This is a genomic window from Paenibacillus xylanexedens (assembly GCF_007680605.1).
GTDB classification, from domain to species: domain Bacteria; phylum Bacillota; class Bacilli; order Paenibacillales; family Paenibacillaceae; genus Paenibacillus; species Paenibacillus xylanexedens_B.
This window is the reverse complement of sequence record NZ_VEIO01000001.1, coordinates 1629313-1647369: the sequence shown is the minus strand read 5'-3', so window position 1 is coordinate 1647369 and position 18057 is coordinate 1629313. Positions and strand designations below refer to the sequence as shown.

12 protein-coding genes are annotated in these 18057 nt (G+C 44.0%); 2 read left to right on the top strand and 10 right to left on the bottom strand.

Translation table 11 applies throughout. The features are described from left to right. Positions 1-33 precede the first annotated feature (33 nt). The 6 genes from FS818_RS07245 to FS818_RS07220 form a co-directional block, all read right to left on the bottom strand. On the bottom strand, positions 34-921 hold the full coding sequence (locus tag FS818_RS07245) for a carbohydrate ABC transporter permease (protein WP_145330929.1): 888 nt from the start codon (positions 919-921) through the stop codon (positions 34-36). A 14-nt stretch (positions 922-935) separates the two neighbouring features. Next, the gene (locus tag FS818_RS07240; RefSeq protein WP_397351723.1) at positions 936-1925 is read right to left on the bottom strand and encodes an ABC transporter permease; all 990 of its coding nucleotides are present in this window, start codon (positions 1923-1925) and stop codon (positions 936-938) included. A 134-nt stretch (positions 1926-2059) separates the two neighbouring features. After that, positions 2060-3079 carry a LacI family DNA-binding transcriptional regulator gene (locus tag FS818_RS07235; RefSeq protein ID WP_145330927.1) on the bottom strand — a complete coding sequence of 340 codons (1020 nt, stop codon included), beginning with the start codon at positions 3077-3079 and terminating at the stop codon, positions 2060-2062. Positions 3080-3296: 217 nt separating this feature from the next. Next, complete coding sequence (locus FS818_RS07230; protein WP_186375427.1) at positions 3297-5675, bottom strand: glycoside hydrolase family 95 protein; 2379 nt, start codon at positions 5673-5675, stop codon at positions 3297-3299. A gap of 331 nt (positions 5676-6006) precedes the next feature. After that, positions 6007-6972, bottom strand: a complete 966-nt coding sequence (locus FS818_RS07225) for an alpha/beta fold hydrolase (protein ID WP_145332797.1) — start codon at positions 6970-6972, stop codon at positions 6007-6009. Between the two features lie 391 nt (positions 6973-7363). Beyond that, positions 7364-8662: an NCS2 family permease gene (locus tag FS818_RS07220; RefSeq protein ID WP_145330923.1), complete on the bottom strand. Its 1299-nt coding sequence runs from the start codon at positions 8660-8662 to the stop codon at positions 7364-7366. Between the two features lie 437 nt (positions 8663-9099). Between FS818_RS07220 and FS818_RS07215 the strand changes: the two genes are divergently transcribed. Next, entirely contained in the window at positions 9100-10467 is a 1368-nt protein-coding gene (locus tag FS818_RS07215) for an alkaline phosphatase (protein ID WP_145332796.1), read from the top strand. 156 nt (positions 10468-10623) lie between these two features. Here FS818_RS07215 and FS818_RS07210 read toward each other — a convergent pair whose 3' ends face one another. Then, positions 10624-11826, bottom strand: coding sequence for a macrolide family glycosyltransferase (locus FS818_RS07210; protein WP_145330921.1), 1203 nt, complete (start codon positions 11824-11826; stop codon positions 10624-10626). Between the two features lie 59 nt (positions 11827-11885). Further along, positions 11886-13250, bottom strand: coding sequence for an MFS transporter (locus FS818_RS07205; RefSeq protein WP_145332795.1), 1365 nt, complete (start codon positions 13248-13250; stop codon positions 11886-11888). A gap of 325 nt (positions 13251-13575) precedes the next feature. On the opposite strand from FS818_RS07205, the gene FS818_RS07200 reads away from it, so the two are divergent. After that, positions 13576-14802, top strand: a complete 1227-nt coding sequence (locus tag FS818_RS07200) for an NAD(P)/FAD-dependent oxidoreductase (protein WP_145330919.1) — start codon at positions 13576-13578, stop codon at positions 14800-14802. Positions 14803-14881: 79 nt separating this feature from the next. Here the strand turns inward: FS818_RS07200 and map are convergent, their stop codons facing one another. Next, entirely contained in the window at positions 14882-15622 is a 741-nt protein-coding gene (gene map, locus FS818_RS07195) for a type I methionyl aminopeptidase (RefSeq protein WP_145330918.1), read from the bottom strand. Between the two features lie 279 nt (positions 15623-15901). Continuing rightward, positions 15902-17905, bottom strand: a complete 2004-nt coding sequence (locus tag FS818_RS07190) for a glycoside hydrolase family 16 protein (protein WP_397351763.1) — start codon at positions 17903-17905, stop codon at positions 15902-15904. Positions 17906-18057: the final 152 nt, after the last annotated feature.

Below are 18057 nucleotides of genomic sequence, written 5' to 3'. Positions count from 1 at the left end.
TCGAATATAAATCGTTGATGTAAATCTATTGTTTTATTCCTTAACAGCTCCAAGCATCATGCCTGAAATGAAATATCGTTGCAACAAAGGATAGATCAGTACAATTGGCAATGTAGTAATGACGATGGTGGCAAGCTGCACGCCTTTGGTTGTTGTTTCAATCACGACAGACCCTCCAACGTTCTGCATGGACTGTGTCTGGGATTGCACAATTATTTCATATAACATCATCTGTAACGGGTACAGCGATTGGTCTGTGATATACAGTTTGGTTGTCATAAAGTCGTTCCACTGTCCTACCCCATTAAACAAAGCGATGGTTGCCATTGCCGGCATGGATAGCGGGATAAAGATTTTGAGAAAGATATGCCAGTCTCCGGCCCCATCCATCTTCGCCGATTCTTCCAGTGAATCCGGTACATTACGGAAGAAATTCATCAGGATGACGACATCGAAGAAGCTGAACAAAGCCGGAATAATATATACCCAGAAGCTGTTCAGGAGACCTAGTGCCTTGATAAGCAAAAAGGTTGGAATCATGCCGCCGGAGAAAAACATTGTAATTACACCCATGGCTACATACAATTTGCGTCCTCTCAGGTACTTCTTGCTGAGTGCGTATCCGACCATGGCGCAGAAGAATACATGTGTCACAACACCGATTATGGTTTTGGACACAGAGATGAAGAACGCCTGCCAGATGTTTGAATCATTAAACACCGCTCGGTAATTTTCCAGCGAGAATTCGGGTGACCAGAAGATGAATCCACCTTCTGCCAGTGCTTTGCCTGAACTAAAAGATGAGATGATGACATTCCAGAGTGGAACAATAATGACGATGGTACAAATCATTAGAAAAATAATATTGAGCGTATCAAAAATTCGGCTGTCCAGATCTTCTTTGGCCGCTTTTCCATTCATGAGGAAACCTCCTTCTACAGCACAGACTGGTTGTCATTGAGCTTGCTTGTGATTTTGTTTGCAGTCACGAGAAGTATTACAGAAATAATGGAAACACCTAGCCCCACAGCAGTTGCATACGAGAAGTCACCCTGAGACATCCCCATACGATAGACATAGGAATTAATGACTTCGGCCTTTTCGCGGTTCTGTGAGTTCATGAGTACCAGCGTTTGGTCCAGATTTGAACCCAGCAATCCGCTGACCGTCAGGATCAGATTCAAGCTGATAATGGACTTCATGTTAGGCAAGGTGATGTTCCAGATCTGACGCATTCGGCTGGCTCCATCGATTTTGGCGGCCTCGTAATAGGTAGGATCGATCTTGGACATGATGGCGAGATACAAAATGGTGCCCCAGCCAGCTTCCTTCCAGATATCCGATAATGTGGCGATCCACCAGTACTTGCCTGCGTCCAGCAATATGTTCTGAGGCTGTGATATGACGCCAAGACCGAGCAGTAGTTCATTGAACAAGCCTGTTGTGGAGAACCAGGTGATAAGCATACCGCCCAGCACGATCCATGAGAGAAAGTGAGGTAAGTATGAAACCGTTTGCACGAATTTCTTGAATCGTCCGCTGTTCAGCTCGTAAATCATAATGGCCAGAATAATCGGAATGACAAATCCAATCCCGAGTTTCAGAAAGCTAATGCCAAGCGTATTCACAACAGCATCCCAGAAGTATTTGTCTGACATGATGATTCTGAAGTTATCCAGCCCCACCCAAGGGGCACTGGACAGTGTATCAATGACGGTATAATTTTTGAACGCAATCGTTAATCCGTAGATGGGTATGTAACAGAAAACAATCATGAATAGAATGCCGGGTAGAACCATGGACTGGATCTCCCATTGTCTGGCGAAATCGACCCAGAACGTATTGAAGCGTTGCTTGAAATCCTTTTTGCCACCGGGTTTAAGAGGTTGCTGTTGCCTGTCTGCTGTAGTCGTCAAGTGACTCATCCTTCGTTGCTCCCCTCTGTATGTGTCGATAGATGCATTTATTCCGTTTTATAAAAACGTTTTTATTTTATCTAAAAAAACTCCCTTCCCCGTAATATGAATGAAAATGTACCCGAAGAGTCTCTCTCCCTTTATTAGCGGCCATCTCTTCGGTTGATTCTCACATGGCTTGAGCCTCGTACAATAAGTTCTCCTGACAGCTTTTGCGCTATTCCTTGTTCCTGTCCTTTGATCATATTGACCAATTGAGTCACAGCTAGAATGCCTTGTCTTGCAATTTGATTCCGAACGGTCGTTAGTGGTGGAGAATAATACGGAGCGATATCGATATCATCGAATCCGACTACGCTCATGTCACTCGGAACCTCATAACCATGAGATTTCAATGCCTGTATGCATCCGATGGCACTCAGGTCATTGCCGGCGAGAAAGGCATCGGGCAACTTGCCTGGATGCTTATGAATGAAGGATTTGATGGCACTGTAAGAGGCCTCTTCTTCAAAATACCCTTGAATAATGTAGTCCTCATCGACTGGGAGCTCGTATTCTCGAAGGGCTGCCAGGTACCCCTCCCTACGCTGCACGCTGTCAAACATCTCATCTACACCGGAGATATAGGCAATTTTCTGATGACCCAGCCCGATCAGGTATTTGGTTGCTTCATAGCTGGCTACGTAAGAGTCGAAGATGACACTTCCCATTCGTTCGCTCTCGTACACACGATCCAGGAAAACCGCTTTAATCTTGTCTTTTTCCATCGACAGAATATCCTGTTCATCAATCCGAAGCTCTTCGTAGATGATTACTCCATCTACCCGCCTGCCAAGAATATTACTCATAATGACATGTTTATCCTTGGTCACAAATACATTAAGTCCGTAACCGAGACGGTCACACTCACGAGACATGGCCTCAACTAACTTGTAAAAATACGGCCCCGACACACTCGTCGTGAAAAAACCAAGCATCTTGGTTTGCCCCGATTTTAACAGTTTCCCATTCAGATTAGGAATGTAGTTTAAACGTTCCGCCACTTTGAGTACGTGGGATTTCGTTTCCGGATTCAGCACATCGACACCATTTAAGGCATTCGAAACCGTGGAGATCGAGACACCGGCTTCCCTTGCAACATCTTTGATTGTGATTTTTCCCATACATGCAGGTTCCTTTGCTATTAAAACGTTTTTATAGATTCAAAATAGCATAAAACCGTTTTCAATACAATACTTAACTTTTCAAGTATGTATAAAAGAAAACCGCTGATCTTCATTGATCAGCGGTTTGATCTCTTGAGCTTATGCTGCTCCGTAGGTGAATTTATTTATTAAATATGAGTTATTCACTCGAGCGACATTGAGATTCAAGTTTATTTTATTCAAATGAAATGGTATATGTTTGTCCTTTTTGCGTTGGCAGACTAACTTGATCGTCTTTTTCCTGAACGGTTTGTACAACCGTATCCCCTTGGTAGACTTTCAAGCCAGGCTCAGCCTGCAAATAACATGTGTTGCCCGTATGCGAGAGGACTTCTGCTTCGATCAGCTTGCCATTCTCCCAGCGAAGGCTAACTTCAAATCCGCCTCTTGCTCTTAACCCCTTAACCGAACCTGTAGACCAGCGTTCCGGCAAGGCTGGCAGGAATTCGAGATATCCCTGGTGCGATTGCAGCAGCATCTCGGCAATACCTGCGGTTGCCGCAAAGTTTCCATCGATCTGGAACGGTGGATGAGCATCAAACAGGTTTGCGTACACGCCGCCCTGCTCATGTTTGCTTGGCTCATAAGCTTTAACGAGTGTTAACAAATTGGAGATGAGCTGTTCAGCACGGTTCCCCTCTCCAAAGCGAGCCCATAAACCGATTTTCCATCCAAGACTCCAGCCTGTACCACCGTCCCCCCGAATTTCCAGTGAAGTGCGGGCAGCTTTCATCAAGTCAGGTGATTTTTTCTGTGTAATCAGTCGTCCCGGGAATACACCAACCAAGTGGGATACGTGGCGGTGCTGCGGATCTTCTTCCGTGAAATCCTCGCTCCATTCCTGAAGGCGACCTTGAGCATCAATCTGCAATGGCAGAAGTCGTCCTTTTTTCTCTCGCAGGAGATTCACGAATTCCGCATCCGTTTGCAACACTTCAGCTGCTTGAATGCAGTTATCGAACAGCTCGGCAATGAGTGTAAGGTCCATTGTAGTTGCTTCACTAACCGCGGTATGCTCTCCGTTAATGACAAATTTCATCTCTGGTGAGGTTGATGGTGATGTGATCAAATGTCCTTCTTTATTCTCAATGAGCCAGTCCAGACAGAACAAAGCGGCATCCTTCATGAGCGGGTAACCGGTTTCCTGCAAAAACTCTTTATCTTCTGAGAAAGCATAGTGCTCCCACAGATGCTGCGTCAGCCATACGCCGCCCATCATCCACAAAGCCCATGACGGATCACCGGCACCATAATCCCCTACAGGGGCTGTTTGTCCCCAGATATCCGCATTGTGATGGGCTACCCAGCCTCGGGCACCATAGTTTACTTCAGCTGTTTTCCGTCCGTTTTCCGCAAGTTTTCCAATAAAATCAAGTAACGGTTCATGCAATTCGGCCATGTTACACGTCTCCGCAGGCCAATAGTTCATTTCTGCATTAATATTCAGTGTATAATTGCTGCTCCAAGGCGCACGTGTCTCCTGATTCCATATTCCTTGCAAGTTTGCAGGCAACGTTCCTGGTCTGGAGCTGGCGATCATCAAATAACGGCCGTAGTTGAACAACAACTCGACTAGCCCCGGATCACTGCTGCCATATTTTTCGATGCGCTCGTCTGTAGGCATGTCCTGCGGAGCAACACTTTCACCTAAGTGCAATTGCACGCGATTAAACAGCGACTGATGGTCCTGTACATGACGTTGAAGCAATTCTGTATAATTACGAGCCATAATCTGCTTAATAACGTCCGCAGTCTTCTCTTTCGGGGAGGTTACGCTGTCACTTTTTTGATTAGAGGACACATAACTGGTAGCACCTGAAAAGTAAATGACCGCTTCCGTTGCACCGACGATTTGCAGTCCACCGCCGCTTGAATGCAATGTGCCTCCAGCATGAGTTACTGCAAGTCTGCCATGGAAAGCCATCGCACGGCTAGTTGCTGCATCTCCGTAACGAACAGGAATTTCAACATCGTGATAGTTGGGTGACACATACTCCGGAGCAGTTCCGGACAATTCATATTGAGCGTTCGCAGCAGAAGTTTCGTGCCTCAGCGGACTGCTCAGTCTGGTATGGAAGTTAAGTTTTCCTTCTTTGCTTGCGGTCAAACGAATGACGATACCTTGATCGGGATGGGAAGCAAATACCTCCCTGTCATATCGTACTCCACCAATTTCATAGGAAACGCTTACAACGCCTGTAGATAAATCCAGCTTGCGCTGATAGGTTTTTCGTTCACATAATTGCCCGTGTTCCATCACAAGTTCCAAATCACCAAACGGCAGGTACGATTGTGTAAAAGGCCCCATCATTTTTTTGCTAAGTTGATCCGCTTCTACATACTGTTTACGGGCGATCAATTCCCTGATTTGAGGCAATACTTCACGAGCCTCCGGGTTATTCCAATCCTGTGCGTAGCCTGACCACAACGTGTCTTCGTTCAATGCAATGCGTTCTTTTTCGATACCGCCAAAGACCATTCCGCCCAACTTGCCGTTACCGATAGGCAGTGCTTCAACCCAATAGGTGGCTGGAGTGCCAAACTGAATATTCATGCTGATCGTTACCTCCGAATGCACTTGATTTTTGGACAAACTCTAATTTTACTTGCTCAGAAATCATTATAACTTTCAATGCAAAGGGAAGATATATATTTAATAAAAATGGAGTGGAAAAGCTTAAACGAATGACAAATAATCCTTAAAATCCCATTTGGAATGAGAAAGGGATTTTTGTGACGTTTCAACTTATTCGCTCATGATCAGTTGAACAAAAATGTAAACTGTGTGGCAACCAAAAAACGGCACCAGGTTTGGCACCGCTTTTTAAACAAATTGTTGGAATATAAGTACTTCTTTTCCTTTTCCTTAGCTTTATTTGATTACTTTATTTTAATTGAACACTCTTCATATAAGCTTTGAATTCTGCAGCAATCTCTTTATACTTCGTATGATGCAGATAGTGCGAGCCTTCCATCGGGATCATTTTGCCCTGATCGGATTGTTTGATTTGCTCCTCGTGTAGCGGTATCCAATTGGGATTCGCCGTATTATTGGACTGAACGAAAAGCAAGATCGGCAAATGGCGAGGATAGGTCAGTTTCTCTGCATTTTTGAAGTTAGAACCCAGATTTTTTAACTCATTCATTAAAGTCGAATTGCTTGACACCTGATTCGAGATCAGGTTCATCTGCTCTATGGTATGGTCATCGTAGTCCATAGATTTGTACGGATCTGCACTCACATTTTTGAGGAATCGCATCAGCCCTGAGGCTTGAAGGAACTGCATCGATTTCAGAGGTAGTTTAACATCCATGCCAGGCTGATTAGGAACACTGCTGTCTATACCAATGAAGGCCATCACTTCGTCGGGATAATTTTTCACATAAGACACGCCGTATAGTCCTGTAATGGAATGTCCCATGAGAATATAACGCTTCAGACCAAGCTGCTCCACAGCCTCATGAATTTCACTGACGATATTTTCAGAGGTACGCTCTTTGTCTGTAAGATCACTTAATCCATAGCCAAATGGTTCAATCGTTACCACTTTATAATCTGACGTTAACTGATCAATCAAAAGCTTAAAATCTAACACGGGTGAAGGGGTTCCTTGCCCTGGAAGCAACACAATGGTCTGTTCTCCGTTGCCTTGAATGGAGACGTTCATATTTTTACCATCCACTTGTACATACTGCCCATAGGATTCTATCTTTTTCTTTTCCATTCCATTGCTAATCACATTTATCACAAATACGATGCCCATGAATAATACGAGCGCTGCGAGGATTCCCCCGAATATTTTTAGAAATAACTTACGCTTTTTTCCGCGCTTTTTCTCTGTTTGTTTCATTTCTACGCTCTCTTCCACTCTCATCTTCTCCTGTCCTTAGTCGGTTTAACTGTCTTGATGACTTAGGTACAGTATAATCAGGCAAGATGTCGAGAGCGTGACGCCAATATGAACGGAATATGAACTGGCATATATAAGTTACCAATAAAGCGATATATAATGAATGATTATTTACACAGAAACGGAGAGGACAGAAAAAACCTGGAAAAGCGGAGCGCTCGCCTTTATCACCGGATTTTTCCCTTTCGAAAAGGGAATCAAGAAAATCTGGGGATAACATCGATTGGAAGGTTATTCTGTCTTCGGAGTCCTTGTGTAAAGCAATTCAAGTATATAAAAAAAGAGAGTTGCTTATATACAAGCAGCTCTCTTTGCCATCTTCAGAACATTCCTAGTGGTCGAGGAATACAAGTTGAATGAAGAATAGAATTGCAAAAATATAAAAAATCGGATGAACATCTTTACCTTTACCACGAAGTAGCTTGAGCACAGGGTAGAAAATGAAACCAATTCCGATTCCGGTTGCAATACTGTGCGTCAGCGGCATCAGGATAATGATGAGGAATGCGGGAAAGGCTTCTTCCAGATCACTCCAGTTCATTTTGCTAATGACACTAATCATGAAGAAACCTACAATAATGAGCGCCGGGGATGTAATTGCCGGGATGCTCGAAATGACACTTACAATTGGACTAAAAAATAAGGTTACGGCGAGCAGGATACTTACCGTCACTGCAGTCAGTCCCGTTCTTCCTCCTGCGGCTACACCCGTACTGGATTCAATATAAGCCGAGGTTGGACTCGTTCCAAGCATAGCACCCGTCGTTGTACCGACAGCATCAGCGAGCAATGCACCACGGGAGCGCGGGAATTTTCCGTCTTTCAGTAATCCGGCTTGTTCTGCCACACCAAGCATCGTACCTGTCGTATCGAACAACGTGATCAACAAGAAGGTGAAAATGATCGTGTACAGTCCATTCGAGAAGACGCCTGCCAAATCCATATGGAACGCCGTTTCCCCAAGTCCTGACGGCATAGCTACAATGGATGCAGGCATCTGGAAGAGTCCCATGAACCAGGCTATGATCGCTGTAATAACCATACCTATAAAAAGATATCCTCTGACATTGTAAGCCATCAACGTAACGGTGATAATTAGACCAATAATCGTAAGATACGTCATCGGTTGTGACAAATCTCCGAGTGTAATCAGATTGGATTCCGAATTGGCAATAATACCTGCGTTCTGCAATCCTACCGTAGTAATAAATAATCCAATCCCTGCCGTTATGGCGTGTTTGAGACTTGCAGGAATCGCATCCAGCAGCATGTAACGGAACGAAGTTAGCGATAGAATAATAAACAAAATACCCGCAATGAATACAGCGCCAAGTGCTGTTTGCCAAGTTACGCCATACCCCTGGACCACGCTAAACGCGAAAAACGCATTTAATCCCATGCCTGGTGCGATAACAATCGGATAATTGGACCACAAGCCCATAATCAGCGTTGCCACAATACTCGCCAGAATCGTAGCAATGAATACCCCGTTAAAGCTCATTCCAGTCCCGCTCAGAATTCCGGGATTCACAATCACTATGTATACCATCGTGAAAAATGTAGTAATACCAGCAATAATTTCGGTTGAAACGGTGGTGCCTCTTTCTTTCAGTTTGAACCAGTTGTCCATCGTCAAGCCAGCCTCCAACTTTCATTTTGTTTTCTTAGATTCTACAGCACAGTTAAAAACAAAAAATCCTAATTGCCTATAGGATTGGAATTCTTACGCTCCTATATTCGTTATTAGGATCTGAACAGCTCCGAATGTGAAGATCAAAAAAAGAATTTTGTTTTTAATCTGAGGTGCATTTCGAATTTTATTAAAAATAACACGGGATGTCAATGGAATTCGAGCTTTGTTCACATTATTTACGAACTATTTAATTTGATGAAATAGATTTCATTCGTTTTTAAGGGTTTAAGCTTACTTTTCAGTTGAACTGATTATTTTACAATCACCGTACAATTGTGATGGATTTGATTTACAAATGAATGATAATCTTCTTAAGGATGAACAAATGAACAAAGCTTCATGCATTCATGTTAAAGAGATATCGAGGAGGAATCATTGTGAAATTGTCTAAAAAAGCATTGCCTGCATTAGCTCTGACGTTGGCTGTATCAGCCTCCACTCTTCTTTCCCCTGGACAAGCAACTATTGCTAAATCTGCCGGTGCAAGTACTGAGAAAAAACCAATCAAAAATATCATCTTTCTTATTGGAGATGGTATGGGAACATCGTATACATCCGCATATCGTTACATGAAAGATAACCCTAAAACGAAGGTAATGGAAAAAACGGTGTTCGATCCTTATCTGGTAGGTGCTCAAATGACCTATCCCGACGACGATAATCAAAACGTTACGGATTCCGCTTCTGCGGCAACCGCCATGTCGTCAGGTGTGAAAACGTATAACGCAGCCATTGCAGTGGACACGAATCAAAAGAATGTCAAAACCGTTTTGGAGCAAGCCAAACAGATCGGTAAATCCACAGGTTTGGTCGCTACTTCTGAGATTACCCATGCTACTCCGGCGGCATTTGGAGCCCATGATATCAGCCGCAAAAACATGGATGCCATCGCGAACGACTACTACGACGAGTTAATTAACGGAAAACACAAAGTCGATGTGCTTCTGGGCGGAGGCAAAACCAATTTTATACGTAAAGACCGTGACCTCACGAAAGAGTTTCAAAAAGCAGGTTATAGTTATGTGACCGACCGTACATCCCTGCTTGCGAACAAAAACAAACAAGTTCTTGGCCTGTTTGCAGATGGCGGATTGGACAAATTTATTGATCGCACAAGTGCGACGCCTTCACTCGCTGAGATGACGAATTCGGCTATTGATCGTCTTAAAACGAACAAAAAAGGATTTTTCCTCATGGTTGAAGGAAGTCAGATTGACTGGGCAGGACACGATAATGATATTGTGGGTGCTATGAGTGAGATGGAAGATTTCGCTAAAGCCTTCAAGGCTGCAATTGATTTTGCGAAAAAAGATGGACAAACTCTTGTTATTGCTACTGCTGACCACTCCACAGGCGGTCTTACTCTTGGTAAAGATGGAGAATACAATTTCTTCGTAGACCCCATTAAAGCTGCACTGCGTACTCCTGATTTCATGGCTGCTCAAATTGCCAAAGGGGCTTCCGTTGATGAAACTTTGAAAAAATATCTTAAACTTGAGCTGACAGCTGAGGAAATTCAATCCGTGAAAGATGCTGCTCTAAGTGCGGATGTGACCAAAATTGATAATGCGATCGAAGCTATTATTGATAACCGTTCATTCACAGGTTGGACGACAGGTGGACATACGGGTGAAGATGTACCTGTGTATGCCTACGGCCCGGGAAGTCAGCGCTTCTCCGGCTTAATTGATAACACGGATAATGCCAAAATCATTTTTGATATTTTGAAAAAGGGCAAGTAAACGATTTGGCACTCTGTCCTGATATCCAATGGTTAGCAGTATAAGTACTTTTCTAAAGCGCCCCCTCTCTTCTTTCGAAAGAAATGAAGTGAGGGGGTTGTTGTATTTAACATTCATTTTATTCCCTGTTATATGAGAATAAGAGGTGAATTGCAGTTATACTTTGGCAAATTGTTGCATTATCGCCGTCGCCGCAAAGGTGCAGCCCCCAGCTTCTTTTAAAGATTTGCCGATGAGATGTGCCTGCTCTTTATAGATGGGATTGTGAAGTGTTTCCATGATGGCCTCCTGTAATTGGATTGCGTTCAGGTGATGTTGATCTAATACAATCCCGGCTCCAAGTTCTTTTACGCGACCCGCTACAAATGGTTGATCCGAGGTCATGGGAATCATGACAAGTGGAACATCGAAATATAATGCCTCGCTTACACTATTCATGCCTGCGTGAGTAACAAAAACGTCTGCATGCTGCAAAATTTCAATCTGAGCAACATAAGGCTTCACGATAAAGTTGTCGGGAACCATTTCTTCAATGGAAGCAATATCGGTGTATTTCCCCGAAGATAAAACAACATTTACAGCCTGATCTTTTAATGCATCAAAGCACAGTTTGTAAAACTCCAGATTTTTATTCAGTATGGTTCCCATTGAAATGTATACCGTCTTCGCATGCCGTTCACGAAGAAGATGAAACGGGAATTCGGGAGCATCTTCCCGCGGAATAATCGATGAACCCGTGAATAGAAAACGATCTTGTAATTCTTCAGCCCGTGGCTGAAAATAACGGCTGGTGTAAACAATATTTAATTGAGCTTTATGTGCCATCATCTCCTCCACGGCAGGCAGGCTGACCTTATACGTTGTTGCTATTTCTTTTGCCGTGTTCATAATCGCTTCATATAGTTCATGTGTATCGATATCCTCTCCATTCTCTATGCTTGTTGGCTCAACGGAAGCAAAAGAAGCTATCGTACATACGGATGGAATCCCTAATTTCTCAGCGAGAATTTGGCCTCCCCACCCCATCAGTGAATCATAGATCAGATAGTCAAACGTTTCATGCTCTATCAAACGAAGCACCTCAGGAATCATTTTGGGAATGATACCGCAAGTAACCATGTGTATGAATTGGTAGGGATGCCGATACGCCAAAGGCTTGAGTGCAGGTTCATGTGAGAACGCATCCTCCGCAAAAGGATAGGTCATGACCTTAGCTCCCGTTTGCTCAATCCGAGAACGATATTCCTCTACACAGACATAAACAACATCTTCTCCAAGTTTGACTAGCTCCGTAAGTAACCCAAGGGATGGGTTCACATGGCCTTCAGCCGGAGTAATAACAACCAATACACGCGCCATCGTGCGCACCTCCTGTAATATGTGCCTCCGATCCGTATCTGGTCTAACCGGTTGTTTGTTTACATCGGAAGTGTATCTATTTTTTGCCCAGCGGGCTGATGTGTTTGGGATGTACGGGTTTTAATTCGCAACGATGAGAAAAAGCTCAGTATAACCAATAGAAGTTGAAGCGTCAGTACCATCAGAATCCCTGTTGATATACCCCATCCCGTCGTTTTGGCTAAAGCAACCAATGAACCGCTTACACCAATGCTTACAGCGACATAAAAAGAATCGACAAACTGAAGGTTGGCAGACATCTTTCCTTCCTGTCCAAGCTCAGCGTACTGTAAAGCAAGGACTGCGGTAGTCGGGTTAGCCAGCCCCACACCAAAACCAATAATAACCTGTGAGAGGAGAATAAGCGCAATTCCGATATCCGTCAAAAATAAAGCCAGAATGACGAGCGTAACTCCGATGATCATAATGCCAATTCCATACATCACTCTCTGCTTTCGCCCATCACCCTGGTCTCTTACATCCAATCTGGCTTGCAACCATGCCGCTCCAGACCAGCTTAATGAGCCTGCTGCGACAAGCAATCCGGCAGTGTCTGCCGATAATCCCTTCATCTCAGTCAAACCCAAAATAACAAAACTCTCGGTTGCAAAGTAACAAGACACATACAATCCTCTTGTTACCAAGGTTGCCGGTAAACCGGATTGGATTAGAAATGTTCCTTGAGGCAATAATTTGTGCATGAACGGTATCATGATTATGAATCCACTAATCGAAAGAGCTATGCCCTGCCAGCTTGTAATGATGCCAAGACCTGTCAGTAACAATCCCGTTCCAATAGCTAATAAAATGGCCTGACCTGTTCTTGAGTCAACCGCTCGTGCTTCTTCTATAATGTGCTGACTGCGCTGCAGATCACGAAACGAGCGATATGTAAGCAGAAGAGCAAGTACAATCACAGGGATAACGATCCAGAAAACAAACCGCCAAGACAGATAAGAAGCAAGAAGTCCAGCAAAATAAGGCCCGATTAATGAAGGAAGAACAAATGCCATCGAAAAAGCTGCCAAAATCTGAGTTCGGAGATTTTCCGGGTAGTATAATGTTACACACACATAGACACAAGTAATTAAAGCGCCAGCTCCAAATCCTTGAAAGACTCTTCCTCCAATGAGCATGTACATGTTCATGGATGTAGCGGCAATCATTGTCCCCATTACAAAAATAGCAAAAGATATAAGAATGGAAGTGAATACACCCCGCCTGTCCACTTGCTGGCCCATAACCAGTGTTCCTACAAGCTGAGATAACAAAAACGCGCTAAAAATCCAGCCATATAGATGAATTCCCTGCATGTCTTGAGCTATTTTGGCAGCAATAGTTGTGATCGCTAGCCCTTCGAATGCCGAAGTGGTTAATACCAACATAATACCAATGGTCATTGCGCTGTAACGTCGATGAAAGATGCCGATGGGCTTCTCGTTTGTCACGGACACCTCCATAAAATATTGAAATATTAGTAAAATACACCTGCAGATGTATCTTTAATATAGGATAAGCAAGCCACTTTGTAAACAAATATGTTTATTAAGGGGCCTTCATCGTTGATCATGCTGATAAGAAGGCCTTTCTAAAGTCGCTTCCTGTTCGGTATTCTCGCCATTTGCTTCTTCATAGGAAACGTATGCTCTGCATTGACTTCACTCAAAGTGCTTATACTACGTATCGAATACATCTAAGGAGAGATTCGATATGGATCTGCAGAGCGGCAAATTGTATTGGCCAACCACGGTAACAAACCCGCCTTCTTACCCGAAGCTTGAGGAAAACGTTACTTGTGATGTTCTGATCATCGGTGCGGGGAGTTCGGGTGCACAGTGTGCTCATTTTTTAGCTGATAAAGGATTATCCGTCGTTGTCGTGGACAAGCGAAAGGTTGGAGAAGGCAGCACAAGCACCAATACTGCGTTGATTCAATATGCGGGGGAAAAGAGCTTTGTATCTTTGAAGAATACATTCGGTGAAGAAGCAGCCGCCCGTCATCTGAAATTGTGCGAGCAATCCATCAATTATATTGAGCAGATCAGCGGCGAGCTTCCGATTAAGCCTGATTTTATAAGGCGTGATAGCTTGTATTACGCGAGTTACCAGGAAGATATCCCAGCATTGCAAGAAGAATATGCGCTTCTTAAAAAGCATGGATTCAACGTGGATTTTTGGGATGAGCAGCGTATATCAAGCGTATATCCTTTCTCTAAATCAGCTGCGCTTTATTATCGTGATGATGCCGAGATGAACCCGTTAAAATTCGTCTATGGACTGCTGGAAAAAGCAAAATCAGAAGGTGTACGCATTTACGAGGAAACCGAGATTTCAGGTAAACGCTTTGAGAATGATTCGGCTGTTTTCTATACCAAAGAACGCTACGAGATTCGTGCGAAACATGTGATTATCGCGGCTGGATATGAAGACAAAGACTTTAAAGTGGAGAAAAATGCCACACTGTCCAGCTCCTACGCTGTTATTACCAAGCCGCTTTCTGATTTGGAAAACTGGTACAAACGCACGTTGATTTGGGAGACGGCACGTCCATATGTTTATATGCGGACGACCCCGGATGATCGCATTATTATCGGTGGCATGGATAAGGATACGGCTTACGCCGAAACAAGGGACTCCAAGATATTGGCGAGTAAGGATAAACTCATCCACGAGTTTAACAAGCTTTTTCCGAATATTCAGGTGGAACCTGAGTATTATCTGGGCGCTTTTTACGGGGGAACACATGACGGCTTGCCGGTAATCGGTCAATACGAGTCATATCCGCATTGTTATGTCATTATGGCTTATGGCGATAATGGAACCGTGTATAACGGTGTGTTGGCGAAAATTGTAACGGACAAAATTGTGCATGGTTCCAGCCCAGATACGGATCTTTATTTGCAGAACAGACCTCTTGTTGAAAAAGTTACTCACTAACGCTAAAAGCCGATTCCACATCTACATCTGGAATCGGCTTTTAAGTATGACCTCACAAAACCATTATTGCCCTCTACAGCTACAAGGTAATAATGATTGGCCCTTTTTTGGACAGAATAATTGTATGTTCAATCTGTGCTACATAACTGTTTTTGGTAGCAAACGTCCATCCGTCCCCTTTTTGATACACCTCTTCTTCAGATGTGGAAATAAAGGGTTCAAACGCAATAACCATACCTTCTTTCAACAACTCATCATCTGACGTGTCATTGTAATTATAGATATGATCCGGCGCTTCATGAATAGCCCGACCCACTCCATGTCCAGTGAGGTTGCGTATAACGGTTAACCCATGCTGGCGTGCGGTCAGGAAAACGGCTTTGCCAATACCGCTCTTTTTGGAACCAGGATTTGCTTTTTTCAGACCTGCTTCGAAAGCGAGTTTCGCTACCTCACAAATTTTTGTTAACACTTCATCTCCCTGGCCAACAACAAAAGAAATGCCTGTGTCTGCGAAATATTCATTTTTGGAGCCGGAAACATCAATGTTGACGATATCGCCTTCTTTGATTACCCGATCCCCTGGAATCCCGTGAGCAACTTCTTCATTGACGCTAATGCATGTAAACCCAGGAAAATCATATTCACTTTTGGGTGCGGAAATAGCGCCCTCTTTCTCAAACAGCTCCCCAGCCAAATCATCGAGTTCTTTGGTCGTTACACCGGGGGCGGTCCGTTCAACCAACGTATCCCGGATAAAAGCAACAATCCTGCCAATTTCTTTTAAACCATTAAAATCCTCTTCCGTTTTTGCAATCATATGCGAGTACCTCACGTTCCTTCTTCTTTGTAAACAGAAAGTTTCATCTTATTGCAACATAAATTGCTACAGTTTGCAACATGTTTAGGATTTGATGTACTCGCGCAAAGGCAAAACTCAACTATTCGACATCTACGTTTTTGATTACGTGCTGGCCCTTACCTCTACGTGTGCAGAAAAAGAGGTGAACCGAAGTTCACCCCTGGCAAAACGTTAATGATCATGCTGCATCCATGGATTTCGCTTTCGCTAAATTAACTTAGCGAACTACATTAACCATTATTGCTGTTTATATACCCGAACATAATCCACCTGCATGGTTGCAGGAATATCCGAAGCATCGGGAATGCGACCACCATCGAAATTACCGCCAATGGCCAAGTTCATGATTAAATAGAACGGTTCATCAAACGGAGCATGAGGGTTGTTGGGTGCAGCTGCAGACGACCACTGCTGATTGGTAACTTTATAGAAGAATTTACCGTCTACGTACCACTTGATGTTGTCCGGTTCCCAAACTACAGAATATACGTGATAATCGTTAGCAATCGTTTGTCCTGCCGGGAAGTGATACTCTCCACCTGCATACTGATTGGCAGGCCATTGCCCGCCAAAGTGAATCGTGCCACTGGTTGTTCCAGGCAGACGACCTCTTGCCTCCATCACGTCAATTTCGCCTGATGCAGCCCATGTGCCATATACCGAATCTTGCGGCAGCATCCAGAGTGCAGGCCAGACGCCATCCCCTGTAGGCAACTTGGCACGGAAATCGACACGTCCGTACTTCAAGGATAACTTGTCTTTGGTATTCACTTTACCGGAGGCATATTTCGCAAAACGATTCGGGTCTTGAGGGAAGGATTGGTTACTATGTGTTGCACGGATATTTAATTTTCCGTCCTGAACATAAATATTTTCCGTACTGGTAGTGTAATGCTGCAGCTCCGCATTGCCCCAACCCCAGGTTCCCGGATCATCATTGAGATAATACCCTGTTTCTATATTCCATTTGCTTGTATCCAGCGCAGAACCACTGAACTCATCCTGCCAAATCAGATTCATGCCTTCAATCGCCGGATTGTTCGGTGTACCGATGGAGATGTCTTCTTGGTCCGAACCATCGGGACGTGGGGCATCCGGGTTTCCAATAAGTGTATAGTTCACATAGTTACTACCCACGTTTCCACCGGGTTGCCCATTAAGCGGATAGCCGATTCGAATTTGCATATTTTCCTGAATAGGTCGGAACCACAAACCGTAGATATGATCGGCCCAGTATCCCCACTGATTGGCATCGGAAATCGGATTGTAGCCATTGGCGGAATACGTGAATTTACTTAGACCACTATTACTTAAGTCTACCCACTGACCATTGATATGAATTTGGTACACAAAATGTTGTAATTCCTTCGCAATAGGTGCGCTCCCGCCAATCTTGGGCAGTGGAATACCTATGGAACCGCTTCCATCCGCTGTGAAAGTTGTCCCTTCATACGGAGTAACTACGAATGAATTACGCACAGGTTCATTGAATGTAATGGTGTAAATAACATTCGCAGCCGATGTTTTGGACTGGAGCTTGACGTGAATAGACTCGGTTACGTTAAACCAATATCCTCCTCCACCCTCCGTGAATTGGCCGAAGTTCTGATCGTAAATCCAGCCGCTGGCTGCGTTATTGTCAATATCAATCCACGTGTTGCTTTGCACAGGTTTCACATACACCTTGAGATCCTGAGCAACGGCTTGATAGGTAATTGATGGATTATTGTTAAAGGTGGGATACGTAAAACCGGCGCCTCCGGTGCTACTGGCAATGATATCAGGCCCCTGTGTAGGGCTCATTCCTGTGATCGTCGTTTCGTTAATGTTTTGAAAGACCAGTCGATAATCAAGCTTTATTCCATTCGCTTTGGAATACAATTGAACATCGGTTGTTGTGGAGAGAGTGAACCAATATCCATGAAAGCCGGCGTCAGTCCAGTGCCCCCAGTTTTGGTTGTACGTAAAGCCTTGCGCCTGATCAATATCCACCCACTCGCTTCCTACCTTGACATTAATCCCTAAATCTCCCTTTACTTCGCTCCATGCAGCAGAGCCCCCGTTAAACTTAGGCATCACGAACCCGAAACTTGCCTTGCCAACCCCAGATTTGGATATGACAGGTCCGTCAGCAGATGAAAAGTAATCCATGGACGTTATCGTCTTCCCGGCAGCCCTAGCCGTTGAGGCAGGCCCAAGTAGAACGCTTGCCAGCATGATGAATACGAGCATCAAACCCATCCTTCTGTACACCAATCGCTTCTCCCTGCAAGCAGCCGATTTCATTCATTCTCCTCCTTCGAATCATTTTTCCAATCCATTATCAATAAGGAAAAAGATTACAGATTGGATAACTCTATTCTACCGAAAAGAAGAATGTGCTGAAAGATATA

What these genes read in the sequence shown, in the direction of transcription:
- FS818_RS07245 (WP_145330929.1), bottom strand. Translation starts at nt 921, where the DNA reads ATGAATGGAAAAGCGGCCAAAGAAGATCTGGACAGCCGAATTTTTGAT.
- FS818_RS07240 (WP_397351723.1), bottom strand. Translation starts at nt 1,925, where the DNA reads ATGAGTCACTTGACGACTACAGCAGACAGGCAACAGCAACCTCTTAAA.
- FS818_RS07235 (WP_145330927.1), bottom strand. Translation starts at nt 3,079, where the DNA reads ATGGGAAAAATCACAATCAAAGATGTTGCAAGGGAAGCCGGTGTCTCG.
- FS818_RS07230 (WP_186375427.1), bottom strand. Translation starts at nt 5,675, where the DNA reads ATGAATATTCAGTTTGGCACTCCAGCCACCTATTGGGTTGAAGCACTG.
- FS818_RS07225 (WP_145332797.1), bottom strand. Translation starts at nt 6,972, where the DNA reads ATGAAACAAACAGAGAAAAAGCGCGGAAAAAAGCGTAAGTTATTTCTA.
- FS818_RS07220 (WP_145330923.1), bottom strand. Translation starts at nt 8,662, where the DNA reads ATGGACAACTGGTTCAAACTGAAAGAAAGAGGCACCACCGTTTCAACC.
- FS818_RS07210 (WP_145330921.1), bottom strand. Translation starts at nt 11,826, where the DNA reads ATGGCGCGTGTATTGGTTGTTATTACTCCGGCTGAAGGCCATGTGAAC.
- FS818_RS07205 (WP_145332795.1), bottom strand. Translation starts at nt 13,250, where the DNA reads ATGTTGGTATTAACCACTTCGGCATTCGAAGGGCTAGCGATCACAACT.
- FS818_RS07200 (WP_145330919.1), top strand. Translation starts at nt 13,576, where the DNA reads ATGGATCTGCAGAGCGGCAAATTGTATTGGCCAACCACGGTAACAAAC.
- map (WP_145330918.1), bottom strand. Translation starts at nt 15,622, where the DNA reads ATGATTGCAAAAACGGAAGAGGATTTTAATGGTTTAAAAGAAATTGGC.
- FS818_RS07190 (WP_397351763.1), bottom strand. Translation starts at nt 17,905, where the DNA reads ATGGGTTTGATGCTCGTATTCATCATGCTGGCAAGCGTTCTACTTGGG.